This window comes from Nitrosomonas sp., from assembly GCF_021731985.1.
Taxonomy (GTDB): Bacteria; Pseudomonadota; Gammaproteobacteria; order Burkholderiales; family Nitrosomonadaceae; genus Nitrosomonas.
Genome location: NZ_JAKFWH010000056.1, coordinates 32,328 through 45,947 on the forward strand (window position 1 = coordinate 32,328; position 13,620 = coordinate 45,947).

The 13,620-nt window shown below is 48.0% G+C and carries 9 protein-coding genes; 2 read left to right on the forward strand and 7 right to left on the reverse strand.

Features of this window, described 5'->3' with window-relative positions:
* The first annotated feature begins 433 nt into the window (after nucleotides 1–433).
* Nucleotides 434–2,080, forward strand: a complete 1,647-nt coding sequence (locus tag QZ942_RS07035; RefSeq protein WP_292994049.1) for a sulfotransferase — start codon at nucleotides 434–436, stop codon at nucleotides 2,078–2,080.
* A gap of 557 nt (nucleotides 2,081–2,637) precedes the next feature.
* On the opposite strand, the gene QZ942_RS07040 is transcribed toward QZ942_RS07035, so the two are convergent.
* Genes QZ942_RS07040 through QZ942_RS07050 form a run of 3 tightly spaced genes read right to left on the reverse strand, consistent with a single transcriptional unit; the run spans nucleotide 2,638 to nucleotide 6,692 of the window.
* On the reverse strand, nucleotides 2,638–3,906 hold the full coding sequence (locus QZ942_RS07040; RefSeq protein WP_292994051.1) for an amidohydrolase family protein: 1,269 nt from the start codon (nucleotides 3,904–3,906) through the stop codon (nucleotides 2,638–2,640).
* A 33-nt stretch (nucleotides 3,907–3,939) separates the two neighbouring features.
* Nucleotides 3,940–5,073: a glucuronyl hydrolase gene (locus QZ942_RS07045; RefSeq protein WP_292994053.1), complete on the reverse strand. Its 1,134-nt coding sequence runs from the start codon at nucleotides 5,071–5,073 to the stop codon at nucleotides 3,940–3,942.
* Between the two features lie 14 nt (nucleotides 5,074–5,087).
* The gene (locus QZ942_RS07050) at nucleotides 5,088–6,692 is read right to left on the reverse strand and encodes an alginate export family protein (RefSeq protein WP_292994055.1); all 1,605 of its coding nucleotides are present in this window, start codon (nucleotides 6,690–6,692) and stop codon (nucleotides 5,088–5,090) included.
* Between the two features lie 69 nt (nucleotides 6,693–6,761).
* Between QZ942_RS07050 and QZ942_RS07055 the strand changes: the two genes are divergently transcribed.
* Nucleotides 6,762–7,547 carry an alpha/beta hydrolase gene (locus QZ942_RS07055; RefSeq protein ID WP_292994057.1) on the forward strand — a complete coding sequence of 262 codons (786 nt, stop codon included), beginning with the start codon at nucleotides 6,762–6,764 and terminating at the stop codon, nucleotides 7,545–7,547.
* A gap of 31 nt (nucleotides 7,548–7,578) precedes the next feature.
* Here the strand turns inward: QZ942_RS07055 and QZ942_RS07060 are convergent, their stop codons facing one another.
* The 4 genes from QZ942_RS07060 to QZ942_RS07075 are packed head-to-tail and all read right to left on the reverse strand — an operon-like array spanning nucleotide 7,579 to nucleotide 13,606.
* The gene (locus tag QZ942_RS07060; protein WP_292994059.1) at nucleotides 7,579–8,781 is read right to left on the reverse strand and encodes an MFS transporter; all 1,203 of its coding nucleotides are present in this window, start codon (nucleotides 8,779–8,781) and stop codon (nucleotides 7,579–7,581) included.
* A 57-nt stretch (nucleotides 8,782–8,838) separates the two neighbouring features.
* Nucleotides 8,839–10,041, reverse strand: coding sequence for an acyl-CoA dehydrogenase family protein (locus QZ942_RS07065; protein ID WP_292994061.1), 1,203 nt, complete (start codon nucleotides 10,039–10,041; stop codon nucleotides 8,839–8,841).
* Nucleotides 10,041–11,723 carry a class I adenylate-forming enzyme family protein gene (locus QZ942_RS07070; protein WP_292994063.1) on the reverse strand — a complete coding sequence of 561 codons (1,683 nt, stop codon included), beginning with the start codon at nucleotides 11,721–11,723 and terminating at the stop codon, nucleotides 10,041–10,043. Before QZ942_RS07070 ends, QZ942_RS07065 begins: the two co-directional genes overlap by 1 nt.
* Nucleotides 11,720–13,606, reverse strand: a complete 1,887-nt coding sequence (locus QZ942_RS07075; protein ID WP_292994065.1) for a CoA transferase — start codon at nucleotides 13,604–13,606, stop codon at nucleotides 11,720–11,722. Before QZ942_RS07075 ends, QZ942_RS07070 begins: the two co-directional genes overlap by 4 nt.
* Nucleotides 13,607–13,620: the final 14 nt, after the last annotated feature.

Below are 13,620 nucleotides of genomic sequence, written 5' to 3' on the forward strand. Positions count from 1 at the left end.
CGCCCCTGTTTTCCCGGAGACTTGTTGTATTGAGTCAAGCTGCATTAGCCGACTCTTCCAATTTGTGATAATACGCCCGTTCAAGTTCCGCCGGGAGATATTGCCGATTGCCTCCAGCAGTCTTCGACTCTTGAACCGATCCAACTCCAGCGTAGCACTTTTGACCTTGCGAGCACGATGTATAGTATATTTTACCTGCCTCGTTCGAGTAACATACTGAGCGCCTATATTTACCAAGCTTCCCGTCAATGATAGGGCAAAGGTAAAGATTGCAGCCATACCATCCCGGATTTTACGTGAGGCTGATCAGTACACGCGGTTGACGACCAAACCGTTTTCCAGTAAATTCAGCCGCGGTGAATAAGGGCGTTTATTTTTCCTATACACCGGGGATCCATCGACCATCGCCCTGGGATTGGTGCATCTTTATTGTATGGAGCAGTCTACACGTATTGGACGAAATAATCCCTGCCCCTGTGGCAGCGGCCGAAAATTCAAGCATTGTTGCAACAACAAGCCAGCTCGCGCCGCAGCATTGTCAATCCCACAGCATTATCTGCAACAAGCCCAACGGGCTCTCGGCATCGGCGACTATTTCACCGCCGAACGGAACTTCCGGTCGGTGTTGGAGCAACAAAAAAATTCACCTCTAGTTTTGGCGGGACTCGGCCACTCACTGTGCAAGCTGGGACAGACTTCCGAAGGAATCACTTTTCTTCTACGAGCCGCGGAGCATGTTAATCGACAGTACTCTCCCGCGTTGCGGCAGCAGCCGTTGTATGAGATCGCCTTGACCCTCCACGAAACCGGTGCCATTAAAGAAGCCTGGTCAGTCATCTGCGAAGCGCTGCAACATCCCGGCACATCGGCCCAGACGCACTATCTGAGCGCACAATGCCTGTCGCGCCTTGGACAATGGGAGGCGGCCATATCAAGCGCTATGCGCGCGGTGCAGCTTGCTCCGGAGGAAGCCAATGCCCATATATTACTCGCCACATTGCAAGCCCGGCAGGGCGACGTTACATCGGCGCGCTTGCGTTTGGAACACGCCATCACCATTGCCGTCGGCGAAACCAAAGCCCGCGCCCATTTGGAATTGGGCGTGGTGTTAGACGAATTAAAGTACTACGACGATGCGTTCGAACACCTGCGCACCGCCGCCGGACTGCTGGTGCAGTCACCTGCGGTGGAGCGAATCGACCGCCAAGCGATCTACCGCGAGCTTGACACTCAACAAGCCTCGTTCACCAAGGAAGTCCTGGCAGGCGCCGAAAGCCGCCCCCATGGCGATCTCCCCAGCCCAGTATTTCTCGTCGGTTTCTATCGCTCTGGCACGACGCTGATGGAGCAAGTCTTCGCGGCCCATCCGGAGACGGTTACAAGTGATGAAGCAGCGTTGATTCCCCTGGTGCTGCGAGAACTTGCAAAGATGGCGCCCCATCCAACTGGCGTTCGCGCTAAGCTGGAGGCTGTCGGCGCTAGTGGCCTAAAACACTTGCGAGAATATTATTGGCGCTGCGCGAGTGAACTGCTTGGGGAAGATGCGCAAAGGAAAGTCTTCATGGACAAGACTGCGCTCAACGTGATTCACGTTGGACTGATAAAAGAAATTTTTCCCGACGCCAAGATCATTTTCGCAGTACGCGACCCGCGCGATGTCTGTCTAAGCTGTTTCATGCAGTCTTTCACGCTTACCTCGCTGACGGTTCATTTGTTATCTTGGGAAGGCATCGCCAAGTTCTACAGCACCATATTCGAATTCTGGCAGACGATGCAGCAGCGCATGACTACACCGGTACTTGAACTACGTTATGAAGATCTGGTGAGTGATTTCCAGACTCATGTCACAAAAATGTATAACTTCGTCGGCTTGGATTGGGTCGATGAAGCGCAACATTTTTACGTACACGCCCAACGCAAGGTCATCGCCACACCGAGTTTCGATGCTGTAAAGCAACCCCTGTATGACAAATCGGTAGGGCGTTGGCGGCATTATGAAAAGTATTTCATTCCGCTAGAACCCCACCTCGAGAAAGCCATTCGCTATTATGGTTATGCTGCAGCGACAGGACTTAGGTAAACTCTCCCGATAAGATCTATCGTATTTAACAAACGTCGTGGTTACGATAGGATCATGCATTCCGGTTTGGTCCAGCAACGAACTATCGGATCGCCCATATAGGAGGCCCTGAAAACCCGCATCAAATGGTATTTTGAGTCAGCAGCTTAAAAAATGGAGCGTTAATAAAGACAAAATCAAACGACTTGATCTTCTTCCATCAAAGAATTTGAGAAGTCTGCACTTTTCGCCACGGGGAAAAGAGCCAAACAATGGCCGACAGCCATTGTTTCAGATTTCAGGCGTCAGCAACCATCAACAGATTGATGTGATCACCGATGTGTTGTCATAGCCAGGAATGGGATATGCTAAAAAATAGGAGAAACAATCTCACGAAATATTTTGTGAAATCGCTTTATAAAGAGTTCAAAACACAACGGCACGCTATTTCATGCCCAACCACTATGAACTGAAAGTGTTTAGCATTGAAATAGCGTTCTGAAGCAATAAAGTAATCGTTTTTTCCATCGCGGAGGAAGATTCAGGCGGCCAGTCTATTGTGGCGATGCGCAGAGAAATTAAAAATGATTGACAATTATTTCACCGCCAGAAATCACAAGATCAGGATATTCAAGATGTTTCAGACTGTGCATTGGATTGCCTTTGATTGCAATAATATCGGCAGGGGATCCAGACTGTAAGGTACCTAGCAGCGGCATGCCCAAGTGCTGGCCTGCCTTTGATGTTGCTGCACGCAAGACATCCACTAACTCCATTCGTGCCATCTGCATTAAATACATCAGCTCTTGTACATCGATACCCCAGGGAATATCCGGATGTGCAATTTCTGCGCCATATAAAAATTCACCGCCCAATGCTGTCCATGTGGCAGCATTGGGCGCCACACCCGCACATTTTGATAAGGTGTCGATTGTGCTGACGATTTTTACATTTTTCGATACTGCTTGTTTTAACAACGGTTCAGGGATAAGGTCACAAGGTATGTGTGCCCATTCGTCAATCCCGGCATTGATTGCGATTTCCACACCCGTTACTTCCGCGACATGAGCCGACACCTTGCGATTATTTTTGTGCGCTTCATCGACAATTGCTTTCGCAGTTTCCTCTGATAACAATGGCCATTTTGGTTTTGCATGTGAAGCTTTATGTGCAGGCTGGTGATGCGCCTGTCCATGTGCTTTATCCGGCTGATCATGGTGCGTATGACCGTGGTGAGAAGACCAAGGCGCGCCCGCCTCTCCGCCAGGCTCCAGAGCGATCTTGATCACGACAGCGCCTGCTTCAATCAGGTTGCGAACAGTTTGCCGCGCTTCTTCTGGCGTGGAAACAGCTACTGCAATATCCGTGGCACCAAGTTTTACAATTGGATAGCCCTGAGGTGCGGTAATAATCGGACCGGAAGTAAGCACGCGCAAGCTGCCAGTGCCGCCATATGGCTTGTGTACCGGTCCACCCAAATCCCGGATGGTTGTGATCCCATGCCTTAGAACGGTATTAGCTGAAACATTCTGGTAGGATAAATGCGCGTGCAATTCGATAAATCCCGGCAGGATGGTTGCGTCACCCAGATCGATGATCTTCACATTGTTATTGGCGTTAAATGATTCGCGCGGCGCAATCTGTGCTACTTGCCCATTCTTTATCAGAACAGATACATTGGTTCTGATCTCATGACCGTCGAAAACCCGAGCCGCATGAAGCAGTATCGGCGTGGATACTTCTGCAGCAACACAGGGGAAAGCAGTGAAGATGAAGGCAGTAAGAAAGAAGTACTTAGCTCGGACAGAAAATCCGGAGAATATGTGGATGATTATCTGTTGTAGCATTTGATTTCCTTAGATAATAAAAAACATTAGAATTTAACACTGGCCCGGTTCAATAAAACCTGTGAGCACGCAAAGTGTAGCCATTAGAAAAAAACTACCCCAAACCGTCTCAACCAGCTCTTCTTTATCCGGTCCGGTTTTGTAACAACATCCCCAGAATATTCCGGGTTCCGTATTATTCCGGTCTTTTGGATGCTTAATGTCTTCCTGAGAACCGGTGAAGTATTCGCTGCGAATAATTGCGGTAATCTGCCGATGCGCATAAATGCGCCATTGCTCTCCATCGGGCATGAGGCGGGCCAGTGAAAGCATAGCGAGCGACGCAATGACAGTTGCAGAAGGATCACAGAGTTGCGATGGATGACCGAGCCGATTGGGCGGCAAGAGATCCGGACGGGAGTGCCGCCAATATTCACAGGCAGTCGTGGCATAAGTTAAATAAGGCTCTCCCCATTGTGCCGCTGCCCGGCTCAATCCCAGCATAGCCCAAGCCTGACCGCGTGACCATGAGCCCGGCTGGTCTGTTGGTATTAAGTTGTTTCCGTTAAACTGCGCGTGCGCGTGAAATGCACCATTACTCTGCTGGAAAGCTGCCAGTAGTGTATCGGTATGGCGCTTTGCGATGTCTTCACAGGATTTCTGTTTATTGCTGCACAAGAGCTGGATGAGGCTGGAAAAATTATCGATTGAAATCTGCCGGTTGCCTTCTTTGCCACCACCCAATGCGGTCCCCAGCGGAATGCCATTCATTAAAGGATCAAAACCCGATACCAGCGCGTCGATAGATTCTTTTGTCAGCGAGCGTGCACCGGAGTCACGAAACCAGATTTCCCCTAGTGATGCGCCATACCAAAAAATCAGACTCCGATTCCCGGAATCGATACTGATTTTTGAAGCTAAGTTTTGACAAATAGCCGATGCTTTACGTTGATCGAGTGCTGCTTCTGTTATTTTTGAACGCAGCCACCAGCACGCCCCCCAAAATCCTCCAACCCAGGAACCGCCTGAGGAAACAAACCACGCATTGGTATTTCCCAGTGAATACAGTGGAAAATCGTTCAAGCAATTGTCATCGATGTTATCCATACGGCGAAACATCAATTCAATGGCAGTAATCATTTCTTTAGGATTCAACAACTGATCGTCTGTGCTATCGGATAGGGTCATAAGATATCTCTCGCTCAAAATACAAAATTAAAATCCACCAGGAAGTTATTCGCATCACTTTTACCTGAGTAGATACTTTTCATAACATCGCCGCCAAAAGCATGGCCGAAATAAAGCCGCCATGAGAACTGTTTGCTGTAGGTATGCATAAAACTGATATCAACCAGCTGACCGATATCGCTATGACCACCGGAAGCGTTTCCCGAATAACCGAATGCGTCAGAGTTCAACGCCGCACCCAACCCACCGTAGAGAAGATCGTTGGAATTGGCCAGAGATAACTGATGCAGGTTAATGTTCACCTGTGTTTTTGCCATAGGTGACGCGATGATCTCAATAAAAGCATCTTGTATATTCATCAGGTTGTAAAACGGAAATTTGGCGTAAAGACGTCCGCTGGGAACCGCAGAAAAGAAAGTTTGGTGTTTGCCGTCTTGCGCATTCCTATCGCCGGAGCTGCGATAGTACACGGCGCGTAACCACGGTTTGAAAGGAAGTTTTGTCCATTGATAACCGGCTTCTGCGGCAATTGCCCAGGCTTGATGGGATTGATCAGTCCAATTACCAAATTGATACGCTCCCCATAATAGCCCATCGATACTGCCTGATTCCGTTTGATGAAGCGTCAATAAGTGTGCACCTAGGGTATGAATGTTTAATTTTTCTTGATTGAGTGAAGGTCTTGCATTTGACGAACGATTGTCGATGACCTGCGCATCGCGCTGATCATCATAGTTCATATAAAACAAACGGCCTTCCGTTCCTGGTAATAATGCATCTTTTTTGCTGGTAAGCGCTGCATAAAGAATATTAATGTCGCTGATTTGTTTTTGTCCCTGAACGGTGAGATTACCTTGAGTCGGGCGAACCCCACTGACTATCATATTAGAATCAGGCCGATCATAGACAACCGAGAAACCATCAAAACTACGTCCGACATAAATCGCATTAAATCCGCCGATGAGACGTTTTGCGATACGTCTTCTCTTCAGTCCATCGAATTTCTCATTCCCAGAGTCATATTCCATACCTTCTATCAATTGGAATCGCCCCACTTTCACGAAGGCGCCTGACAAGCCCAGATCATTAAACTTAAAGTTAAGATAGCCTTGTTTCAGAAATACATTACTTGCGTTAGCCGATTGATTGGCTAAAAAATAGGCTGCTCCCAGTCCTAAAGGACCAACCGAGGGGGAAACCGCATCATTGGGAAGCCCATAAAGACCACTATATTGCGCTTGTGCAAAACCATCTATATAGGGCGTAGATAGCATCGCCCCAAGTCTGGCGCGTAGCACCCACAAATCATACGAATTATTAACCGCCGGATTTGGCCTGAAGTAATTCCATGATTCATAACTGCTCATGAACTCACCATTGATCCGCAAATATTGATTAATCTGACTCAATGGTTTTGTTTCGCTCGTTGCTAAGGCAGTATCGACTGATAAAAATATAGTCATGACAAGATAAAAAGCCAAGGCCTTTAAATCTATTGCAAATAATTGAGTAACTGTGCCGCATTGGATTGTTATCAAGTAACCATTCAATTTCTGCGGTAGTGCTCCAAACAAGAAACTGTTAAATCGTTTCAGGAAAATTACTTGATTTATCGACATAGTCCCGCTTAAATTATTTCTTTGTGCTACTTTCTTCTCAATTCAATTCAATTCAAAACTTAAATAACCATGGAACATATAACCTCCAAAGACGGCATTCCCATTGCCTGCTGGCATTGTGGTACTGGAATGCCGCTGTTACTGGTACACGGCACTACCGGGGATCACTCCGCATGGGTATCGACACTCACTGAACTACAACAGCACTTCAATGTATGGACCATGGACCGGCGCGGACGCGGCGAGAGCGGCGATGCCAACAGTTACACTTTGGAACGCGAGTGTGAAGATATCGCTACTGTCATTGATGCGATCGGTGGCAGTGTCCATCTTCTCGGGCATTCTTTTGGCGGGCTGTGTGCTTTGGAATCCACGCTTTTGACTTCAAATATTAATAAACTCATCCTGTATGAACCATCGATTTCACTAACAGGAAGCGGCTGGTCGACGGAACTTGAAATTCGATTGCAAACGTTGCTGGATCAAGGGAATCGCGAAGAATCCCTGTTACTATTTTTTCGTGATCTGCTCAAAGCACCCAATCAGGAGATTGTTGCGTTGCAAGCGGGATCGAATTGGCCAATCCGAATTGCCGCAGCGCACACTATTCTGCGCGAGTTGCAAAGTATCGATCGCTATGTTTTTAAGCCACAAAGATTCCATTCGTTGCAAAATCCGGTTTTACTCCTGGTCGGCGGAAACAGTCATCCGCGCCGTTATGCTACTGCAGAGACACTTCAGCAAAGCTTGTCCAACAGCCGCATGGGCATTCTTCCCGGGCAGCAACATAGCGCCATGAGAACAGCACCGGATTTGTTTGTTCATGAGGTTATAGAATTTCTTAAAGCGACATAGCGATCAACAATTAAAACAGGACAATCTACAGTTACGTTAATGCTTGCACTTTATGCCGGCGCACCGATGCCAATATCACTGTCATCATACAAGCGGCACACAACACGCTGATCAACGCTCCCCAACTCAACAGTAAATTACCGGAATAACCGGACAATGCAGCATATAGTGGAGGACCCAGCGCAAAACCAGAAAAGAAAGCAAACGAAACATAGCTGGATGCAGTCGTCACTGGACCGAAGGCCGGGTCTCTAATCAACATACTCATTGCTATCGCATTAGTCCCCACTGCAGTCAGACCAACGCCAACTGCACCCGCCCATAAGCGCCAGTGACTTTCCGGATCTGTATGCATGGTAATCGCCATGGCACAAGCTGCAATCGCGATAAGGCCGAAAAGCAGCAATGATTCATCCTTGAGCTTAGCGCCCATCGGCGTCAGCATGATTCTGGAGAACATTCCCATGATCCCGAAAACAGCAATAAGCATATCGGCCCAAAACAGCGGCATGCCATGTTGTGATGCAAAGGTTGGCAAGAAAGTGACGAATGCGGAGAGTGCTATGCCGACGCAAAACTGAATACCCATTAACCACAGCAATAATGAAGTTGGAGCTGAGAATGTCAGCCCCTTACCTGCTCTTGTGTGTTGCTTGGGAATAATAAAAAGTGTCGTAATCCCAAATAATACAGCCACTGGAACAATGATGCTAAATGCAGTACGCCAGCCATAATGAAACGCTATCGCAGGTAACACCAAGCCAGCAAAAAGTGCTGCAAGCTGAACGCCGGACTGTTTAAGTCCTACTACTCTGGCTTTTTTCTCGGATGGAATCTGCTGTGCGATGAGTAAATTGGTGACCGGATTGGCAAGTGCCTGTGCGATCCCGCAAATCGCTGCAGCTACGACTAAGCCATAGAAATTTTCAGCCAGTGCAATCAGCGTAAAAGCGGCTGCGATGGCATAAAAAAGTACCAGCAATGCGGATCGTGAACCGATGTAATCGACAATAGCGCCAGCGCACAGCGATAAAACGGCTGCCAAACCAAATGAACTCATCACCAGATAACCTAACAATTCCGGTTCGAAGTGTAAATCCTGGCTCAAGAGTGGCCCGAGTGTGCTGGTGGCATATAAAATGAGCATGGGTAATGTCATCGCAAAAACTAAAACAATCTGCAGCAGACGTTCAACAATTGCTGAATTCGGTAACTTACTGGAAGCTATTGACATAACGGGTGACCTGAAAAGAAAATCTCATCACTATTCAGCTGATCCATTGGAATAAAATCAGTCAAACGGATAAACAGTTTGTTGTTGATAGTGATTAATGAGCCGGCGCCCTACCGAGCTGATCAGCGATTCATCATTCCCATCCAAAATACGGGATGTGCGCGCTATCCTATTGATCCCGTAAAGCGGTGTTAAATCGCTGAGACCTTCGGCGCCATAGAGTTGCATCGCGCAATCCGAAGCAATGCATAATGCACGTGAAGCGGCCATTTTCGCGACATTAATTGCGATTTCATTGGGATTCTGCGCATCAACACCGCGTGCAGCAATGCGGATGAGTTCGCGTGCACTCACAATCGCCTGAAAAGTATTAAAGATATGCTGGCGCACGAGTTGTTTGTCAGCCAACCGGCTAAATTTTCCCCGTATTGAATGAATACGAGCACCCATTAAATCCATACATCGTTGCGCCAGTCCAATCCAGTTCATGGCACGCAACAGCCGTCCTAAACCGAGCCGCTTATTCATTAAATCAAGACCGCTTCCATATGCGCCTAATAGATTATGCTCAGGCACTTGCACGGCATTGAAAGAAACCTCTCCTTGACCATACGAATGTCCCATCATCGTGAGTTGCCGCTCAATTTTGACTCCCGGTGTATCCATCGGTACGACAATCATCGAAAGTGCGCTGTTGGGCGCGGTATCTGCTCCGGCAATCCGGACTAAAACAGTCATGAAAGTAGCCCGGTCTGCGTTGGAAATAAACCATTTTCTACCATTGATATACCAGCTTCCATTAGACAATTGTGCAGTAGTCGTGATAAGGCTTGGAATCGAACCGCTGTGATCAGGCTCTGTCATGCCATAACTCGGTATCGCACCCCCGGTCACCATGGGCTCCAGAAATTGCCTACGAATCGCTTCGTTACCAAATTTTAAAAGCATATGCGCATCAAGCGCAGTATGGCTGCCAAAGATCGTTTGAGAAAACTCCGTCCGCCCTTCCTGCTCTGCAACGATTAAATAATCTTCAAGAGAAGCTATTTTTCCGCCATGCGATAACGGATAAAACAAGCCGCATAATCCAGCCAATCTCGCTTTATTCATCAAATCAACTTGCAATCGAAGGGAAACCTCCCCCGTTTCTGCTAACAGCGATTCGTTCGGAATAATCACTTCATCGACAAATGCACTCATCCGGCGCGCAAGTGACCGGGCTAATTCCGTATGCGCTGCTTTGCAATTTTGCTCCCGCATTAATGCGTCCTTGATGTAAGATCCGCCGCATTTATCGTAGCCGCATTACGCTTGAATTGCGTCATCTCCAGCTCGGCTGTCAGCTGTTTTTTATCAACTTTCCCTGCCGGACCCAGCGGCAGTTGCCTCAAGTAGCGCAAATACTCCGGCAGCTTGTTTTTTTCCAATCCTTGATCGAGCAAATAGCAAATGAATTGCGTTAAAGATGGCCGTTCGGCCCCGTCGCGCATGACCAGACAGAGGCAAATCCGATGACCTAAATCTTCATCAGCAACCGGTATGCAAACAGCGCTGACAACATCCGGGTGCGATGCGGCGATATCTTCAATTTGCGCAGGACTGATGTTGACGCCCCCTCGAATAATGATTTCCTTTTTCCGCCCAGCCAGAACCAGATACCCATCGTTATCGATGAATCCGAGATCTCCGGTATATACCCAGCCTTCCTTGTCACGATAAAGCACGTCCAGCTCGGGGTTATTCACATATTGCATCGGCGTTATGGGGCCTCTGGCGGCAACTTCACCAATACAACCTTGCGCCACTTCCTGCTTGTGATCATCGACAATTTTGATCGAACAAACATCCGGATTAGGCCGCCCGGTCTTATGAAAAATAATTTCCAAACTATCCTCGAGGGTGGTATGGCAATTAACGCCATCCGCCGATCCGTACAGACTGATAAAGCCACATTTGAATGCTTCGGAGCATCGACGAATCGAAGCTTCATCGATTTTTGCCCCGCCGCTGATGATGGCGATCAAACTGGAAGTATCCGTTTCTGCCAAATCCGGATCTGCAGCCATACGCTGAAACATGGTGGGAACTCCAAAAATATGCGTTGGCTTAAGCTCCGCAATGGCGCGAATGGCAGTAGCGACATCAAATTGCCGTAGAACCAGCACCGATCCACCTAACCAGGATAAAATACCGAATGTTGCGGTAGAACCAAACGCCGTTCCCAATGGCATCAAATAAAGCCCCCGGAAGGTACTGCCATCCGGGTGGATGCGTTGCAGAAACCGTCCTCGCCCACCTGCCAGTGCATTGTGAGAGTAAGCGATCCATTTGGGATCTGATTCTGTTCCCGAAGAGATTAAGAACCGGACCGGAGAATTGGGGTCGATTGCTGGCAATTGACTCGATTCAATCGGCATGGATTGAAATAGTGAATCCATAGTATGCCAGCCATTCCGTGCTTCGCCGTCAACAATAAGAATCCGCAGTGACAGTAAAGTGGGTCTTAACGATTCGATCAGTTCGCATAAATCCATTTGCACGAACTTTGGCTCAACAATAATGACACGGGCATCACATCTGCTTAATAGCGATTGAATATCGAGGCGTCCGCGACCGGGTGGGAAAGGCGCAACAATTGCGCCCAAGGCAGCCGCCGCCAGATCAATCGCACAGTGATACCAACTATTACTAAGCTGATAGGCAATCACATCTCCCGCAACAACGCCTAAGGCGCGCAATCTGGCAGCCAAGCAGGAAACCTTGTGCTGCAACTCTCCATAAGTAACCGCTTGATCCAGAGAAATAACCGCTGACTTTCCAGGATTCTGCTGCACATGCTCGCAAAACAACGCGTACAAAGATTTGTTAGGATAGGCGCCGTTCTGTATCCACTGATTGCGAATTTCAACAGGAACCAAATCTAAAATGCCCGAGTGATTCATTGAAAACTCCAAGGAGAAGAAACTTTGGTATAAGATCCTGCAGTCAAGCGTGATCTAAAGCGCGTGTTGTTATGTAAATCTGTTAGATTCTCAATCACAACGGCGGCTGGAACACCAACTTGCTGCAGGATTGCAGCCCATTCTTCTGCAGTTTTTAACAGGAATAACTCACCCAAGCGCAGCTCAAGCTCTGCTGGTTCACTCTCCGCAACAATGCCAAGTGTTTGGATGAATCGCTGCATAGTTTTGTCGTCACAGCATTCAATCGCAATCTTCCCCTGCCGGGTAACATAGACCCCATTCAGTATGCTTCTTGAAGTTGCATTGATATCGAAAAAATGATGCCGGTTTTGAAAGTCATCGGCACACAAGAATGTAGCAGTGCTCAGCAGCGACGAAGTCACTTTTGCGCCGGCATTGTTCATACAGCGATTGAGCAAGGCGATGGTAATGCCTTGTGCCGCAATGACACCACCGAGCACATCCAGCAAGGTAAATAATGATCCGCCTTGAGTGCCGCATGTTTCGGAAATTTTCTGCGCTACACCGGAATAGGCTTGCACCATAAAGTCAGTGCCCGGTATGGCGTTTAATGGAGAAAATGTGCTTTCATCGGTTGTCCAACCGGCTGCGTAGGCGTAAACCAGGGCTGGATTTAGATCCATCAAATCGCAATAATCAAGATTTAATTGTGCAGCTTTGTTGGGGGCCCAATTGTGCAGAAAAACATCTGCATATCGAATCAGCTCTGTCATCTCAGCCTGGCCCGATGAAGATTTGATATCAATTTCACGAACTGTTTTCAGCCGGTTGATGGCATCGAAACGGGCGGAACAACCTTCCGACATCGGCGGCATTCCACGTAACGGATCTCCGCCTGGGGGTTCTATCCGGATAACTTCAGCACCCAACAGCGCAAGCAAATGCCCCGCCAGCGGACCTTGAATTCGACGGCACGATTCAACAACCCTAAGCCCGCTGAGCGGGAGCGAATTGCTGGCCGGTTTTGCCTGAACATTATTGCGGTCCGTTTTAAAATCAAATGTCCACGGCCCCTTAAGCCATTCATATTTGAAGTGCTCATCATCGAGCCTTTCGTTGATTTTGCGTACCGGGCAAATAGACATGCCCGTATCCGAACATAAAACCGAGATTTGCTGATACGTTACATTGGAAATTGCAGTAACCAATTCATTGGGAATAGGTGCAATAGCTCTGGCGTAGCGTAATAAAAAAGCAGTCCAGCCTTTACCTGCCAAGGTTGAGCTAACACCCAGACGAGTCCAAAATTTTAGCCAAGGATCCGCACTCAATGTTTCGAGTTCAAAGACAACACCATCCGATGATACGAAAGGCGGTGCTGTTGGATACACAATACTGCCTGGTACTAGGAGCTCGGGTGATTCTGCAGCTGTTGCGTCAGCAATATATTGTGTTTCACTGAGTAGGGCTGCAGATGCCATGGAAACACAGCTATTCGATATGCTGAGGCCTCGCAATTGACCGATTGCAGCAGCAACACCGCCCTGCAGGGCCAGTGCGGCGGTAACCGCTGAAACATAATTCAATCCCAGCGGTTGAGTTTTGTTGTTTGCTCGTCCATGTACCGACATAATGCCGCAAGCTGCTTGCATGATGTTTTCGGAGAAAGCAGCCGGTTGATCACTGTCATCCCATCCAATCACTTCGCAAGTAACCGGTGTGGTATAGGGCGTCTTAAATGCAAAAGATAGCATTGCATTCGTCGCAGGATGATCATTGCATTCAATTTCCATCCCTAATGTACTGGATTGATAAAGCAACGAAAATGCTGTCTCAGCAAAATGAGCAGCTGGATTTTTTAATGATCCTACGATAACGCAATCATTTAATGGTTTATTCATGGTTATCGATGTTG

Coding starts and splice junctions, on each gene's coding strand:
- QZ942_RS07035 (WP_292994049.1), top strand. CDS start 434: ATGGAGCAGTCTACACGTATTGGACGAAATAATCCCTGCCCCTGTGGC.
- QZ942_RS07040 (WP_292994051.1), bottom strand. CDS start 3,906: ATGCTACAACAGATAATCATCCACATATTCTCCGGATTTTCTGTCCGA.
- QZ942_RS07045 (WP_292994053.1), bottom strand. CDS start 5,073: ATGACCCTATCCGATAGCACAGACGATCAGTTGTTGAATCCTAAAGAA.
- QZ942_RS07050 (WP_292994055.1), bottom strand. CDS start 6,692: ATGTCGATAAATCAAGTAATTTTCCTGAAACGATTTAACAGTTTCTTG.
- QZ942_RS07055 (WP_292994057.1), top strand. CDS start 6,762: ATGGAACATATAACCTCCAAAGACGGCATTCCCATTGCCTGCTGGCAT.
- QZ942_RS07060 (WP_292994059.1), bottom strand. CDS start 8,781: ATGTCAATAGCTTCCAGTAAGTTACCGAATTCAGCAATTGTTGAACGT.
- QZ942_RS07065 (WP_292994061.1), bottom strand. CDS start 10,041: ATGCGGGAGCAAAATTGCAAAGCAGCGCATACGGAATTAGCCCGGTCA.
- QZ942_RS07070 (WP_292994063.1), bottom strand. CDS start 11,723: ATGAATCACTCGGGCATTTTAGATTTGGTTCCTGTTGAAATTCGCAAT.
- QZ942_RS07075 (WP_292994065.1), bottom strand. CDS start 13,606: ATGAATAAACCATTAAATGATTGCGTTATCGTAGGATCATTAAAAAAT.